This is a genomic window from Microbacterium sp. P2_F9, assembly GCF_056403635.1.
The window spans coordinates 1-4,409 of the sequence record NZ_JBFUFC010000256.1; the positions used below are offsets into that span (position 1 = coordinate 1).

At 70.9% G+C, this 4,409-nt stretch carries 3 protein-coding genes; all 3 read left to right on the forward strand.

Annotated elements, in window-relative coordinates:
- The first annotated feature begins 82 nt into the window (after window positions 1–82).
- The 3 genes from AC1DVT_RS18270 to AC1DVT_RS18280 are packed head-to-tail and all read left to right on the forward strand — an operon-like array spanning window position 83 to window position 4,345.
- Entirely contained in the window at window positions 83–1,102 is a 1,020-nt protein-coding gene (locus AC1DVT_RS18270; RefSeq protein WP_477390586.1) for an endonuclease/exonuclease/phosphatase family protein, read from the forward strand.
- Between the two features lie 25 nt (window positions 1,103–1,127).
- Window positions 1,128–2,552 carry an aminopeptidase P family protein gene (locus tag AC1DVT_RS18275; RefSeq protein ID WP_477390588.1) on the forward strand — a complete coding sequence of 475 codons (1,425 nt, stop codon included), beginning with the start codon at window positions 1,128–1,130 and terminating at the stop codon, window positions 2,550–2,552.
- Complete coding sequence (locus AC1DVT_RS18280) at window positions 2,549–4,345, forward strand: gamma-glutamyltransferase family protein (RefSeq protein WP_477390590.1); 1,797 nt, start codon at window positions 2,549–2,551, stop codon at window positions 4,343–4,345. Before AC1DVT_RS18275 ends, AC1DVT_RS18280 begins: the two co-directional genes overlap by 4 nt.
- Window positions 4,346–4,409: the final 64 nt, after the last annotated feature.

Here is a 4,409-nt window from a genome sequence, read left to right on the forward strand (position 1 = left end):
CCTCGACACTAGCGCCGGGAAACAGCCGGGAACGGCCCCGCGGGGCGGCGATCTCCCAGGGTGCTGAAATAGAGTCGCGGACGTGTTTCGCCTGCTGGGAGTCTTCACGACCGTGCTCTGCGCGATCGCTGCAGCCGTCCTGACGTGGCCCGCCTTCTTCCGCGTGGAACGCATATATCCGATCGCTCAGATCGTGTCGTTCCGCGGGCTCATGATGCTCGCGATGGCCGCCTTCGTCGTCGTCGCCCTGCTGGTGGCGATCATCCGGCCGTTGCGCGCGTTCGCGATGTCCATCGCCATGGTGATGCTCCTCGCGGCCGGCGCGAACGGCGTGATCCTGCTCACGCGCGGCATCGGCAGCGACAGCCTCCCAGCGAAGAGCGAGGACAGCATCCGCGTGATGACGTGGAACACGGCCGGGACGGCGACCTCGTCGCAGGAGGTGGCGCAGATCGCCGTGGCGATGGATGCCGACATCGTCACCCTCCCCGAGACCACGATCGAGACCGGCGAGCAGGTGGCGATCGCGATGCGCGACCTCGGGCACCCGATGTGGGCGTACCACACCGAGTACGGCGAAGACGGGTGGGACGCCAGTTCGACCACCCTGCTCATCTCCCCCGACCTGGGCGATTACAGCGTCATCGAGTCCTCGATCGATGGCTCCAGCAACACCAGCACGGTCCCCAGCGCCGTCGCGATGCCCACCGACGGCAGTGGGCCGATCGTGGTCGCCGCCCACGCGGTGGCGCCGCGGCAGAACTACATGGAACGCTGGCGCACCGACCTCCAGTGGCTGGCCGATCAGTGCGCCGACGCCGATGTGATCCTCTCCGGCGATTTCAATGCGACCGTCGACCACATGGCCCGCCTCGGCGTCGACGGCGGCACGCTCGGCCGCTGTCGCGACGCCGCCACGGAGACCGGCAACGGCTCGGTCGGCACTTGGACGACCGCCATCCCGGCCCTGCTCGGCGCACCCATCGACCACGTGATGACATCAGATTCCTGGAAGGCGACGGGATCCATCGTGCTGCACTCCCTCGACGGCTCCGGCAGCGACCACCGCCCGCTCATCGTGCAGCTGGAACCGGCGCACTGAGCGCTCGGAGTGCGAGACTGGAGCCATGAGCACGACAGGCGAAAACGACACGCTCGCAGCCGAGACCCCCGCCCGCCCTTCGACCTCGACCAACCGGCGCCAGCCGTACGGCAACGGCTTTCTCGAGACGATCTCCACCGGCTGGGCCGAGCGCCCCGATCCGGCACCGCCGGAGCGTGAGCAGGCGCCGTTCGCGGCGGCCCGCCGCGCGGCGCTGTCCGCCGCCTTCCCCGGACAGCGACTCGTGATTCCCGCCGGCGCACTGAAGCAGCGCAGCAACGACACCGACTACCACTTCCGCGCCCACTCGGCGTTCTCGCACCTGACCGGCTGGGCCTCCGACGCAGAACCCGGCTCGGTGCTCGTCTTCGAGCCGCGCCACGGCGGCGGACACGACGTGGCGCTCTACTTCCGCGAGCGCGCGGATCGCACCACGAGCGAGTTCTACGCGGATGCCTCGATCGGCGAGTTCTGGATCGGCCCGCGGCCGGCCCTTCCCGGCGTCGCCGGCGACCTCGGGCTCGCGACCAGGCACATCGACGACTTCGCCGCCGGTGACCACGATCTCGTTGTCGGTGACGATCCCGACCTGACCCGTGCCGTTTCCGAGCTGCGACTGGTGAAGGACGCCTACGAGATCGAGCAGATGCGGCTCGCCGTCGCGGTGACCGCGAATGGATTCGACGACATCATCCGCGAACTGCCCAGCGTGCTCGAGCACCCGCGCGGCGAACGCATCGTCGAAGGCGTCTTCCACCGCCGGGCGCGCAGCGACGGGAACACGGTCGGCTACGACACGATCGCGGCATCCGGACCGCACGCCTGCTTCCTGCACTGGACGCGCAACGACGGGGTCGTCACGCCCGGCGACCTCATCCTCATCGACGCGGGCGTRGAGGTCGACAGCCTGTACACGGCCGACATCACGCGCACGATCCCGGTGAACGGCCGTTTCAGCGACGTGCAGCGTCGGGTCTACGAGACGGTGCGCGAGGCCGCCGACGCGGGCTTCGCAGCGGCTCGCCCCGGTGTGACGTTCCGCTCGGTGCACGAGGCGGCGATGACCGTGATCGCGAGCCGGCTCGCGGAGTGGGGCATGCTGCCGGTGACCGCCGAGGAGGCGCTCGATGCCGAGCACGGTGGCCAGCATCGGCGCTACATGGTGCATGGCACCAGCCACCACCTGGGCATCGACGTGCACGACTGCGCGCAGGCCCGTCGCGAGATGTACTACGACGGGATCCTCCAGCCGGGAATGGTGTTCACGATCGAACCGGGCCTCTACTTCCAGGTCGATGATCTGACTGTTCCGGAAGAGCTCCGCGGCATCGGCGTGCGCATCGAGGACGACGTGCTCGTGACGGCCGACGGTGTCGAGAACCTGTCTGCGGCGATCCCGCGCACAGCCGACGAGGTGGAGCAGTGGATGCTTCGTCTCGGGGCGCAGTGACCTTCACGCCTCCCCCGGCTTTCACGACGCGCCCCACGTTGGAGGGCACGTTCGGCATGGCCGCGTCGACCCACTGGCTCGCCACGGCCGCGGCACAGGCCGTGCTCGAGCGCGGCGGCAATGCGTTCGACGCGGCCGTCGCCGGCGGGTTCGTGCTGCACGTGGTCGAGCCGCACCTGAACGGCCCCGGCGGCGATCTGGTCGGCATCTTCGCCACCGCCGAATCGGCCGGGGCGCCCGTCGTCCTCGTCGGTCAGGGTCCGGCACCGTCCGGGGCGTCCATCGAGCACTTCCGCGCCGAGGGGCTCGCCCTCGTGCCCGGGGCCGGCGGGCTCGCCGCGGCGATCCCCGGTGCCGTCGATGCGTGGCTGCTGCTCCTGCGCGATCACGGCACGATGGAGCTCGGCGAGGTCCTCTCCTATGCGATCGGCTACGCGCGCGATGGCGCTCCGCTTCTTGCGACGACCGCCGCCACGATCGCGAAGGTCGCGGAGCTGTTCCGAGGCCACTGGCCTACCTCGGCGGCGCTCTGGCTGCCGGGCGGCCGCGTGCCGGCAGCAGGCACGATGATGCGCAACACCGCCTACGCCGCCGTCCTGGAGGCCCTGGTCGATGCGGGTCGCCACGAGCGCGACGAAGGGCCGATCGGTCGTGCCGCGCGCATCGATGCGGCGCGGCACGAGTGGAAGACGGGGATCGTCGCGCACGCGGCATCCGACTTCCTCGCCCAGCCGCACCGGCACTCCACCGGCTCCGATCATGCCGGCGTCATCACCGCGGCCGACTTCGCGGGCTTCGATGCGGGATACGAGGATGCCGTGACCGCCCCTTTCCGCGGGCATGTCGTCGCGAAGGCCGGTGCATGGACTCAGGGGCCCGCACTGCTCGAAGCGCTGCGCATCCTGGAGCCGCTCGCCGACGAAGACCTCGACCCCGGTACGGAGGCGGGTGCCCACACGATCCTCGAGACCCTGAAGCTGGCCCTCGCCGATCGGGACGCCCATCTGGGCGATGGTGCGCCCGTGGCGGAGCTGCTCTCGGGGTCGTTCGCGGCACAGCGGCGCGAGCTCATCGGCGAGGAGGCCTCGCACGAGTGGCGGCCAGGGTCGCTCGCCGGTCGCGAGCCGTTCCGGCCGACGCTGCGCACCGACCCGGATGTCGTCTCGGGCGCCGGTGAGCCCACGGTGTCGGCCGGCGGAGTGACGAGGGGCGACACCTGCCACATCGACGTCGTCGACCGCTGGGGCAACATCATCGCCGTCACTCCCTCCGGTGGGTGGCTGCAGTCCTCGCCGACCGTGCCGGAACTCGGGTTCTGCCTCGGCACCCGGCTGCAGATGACGTGGCTCGACCCCGAGTCGCCGTCGGCGCTGCGGCCCGGCGCACGCCCGCGGACGACGCTCACGCCGACGCTCGTGCTGCGGGACGGGCGGGCCATGATGGCACTGGGCACTCCAGGCGGCGATCAGCAGGAGCAGTGGCAGCTCCCGGCGCTCCTGCGGATGCTCGTCGGCGGGTACACCGCCCAGCAGGCGATCGACGCGCCGACGCTGCACTCGATCGCGCTCGTCGACTCGTTCTGGCCGCGCACCTGGCATCCATCAGGGGCATACGTCGAGGACCGGCTCGGCGCCGACCTCATCGCCGGGCTGCAGCGCCGAGGCCACACCGTCACCCACGCGGGCGATTGGGCGCTCGGCCGGCTCAGTGCGGTCGGCATCGACCACGAGCGCGGCACGATCTGGGCTGCCGCGAACGCCCGCGGCATGCAGGGTTACGCGGCGGGGCGCTGACGCATCCAGCCCGCGACGAGGGGGGCGAGGTCGGCGCCGATCTCGTCGGCGGGGAGCTTGCGAC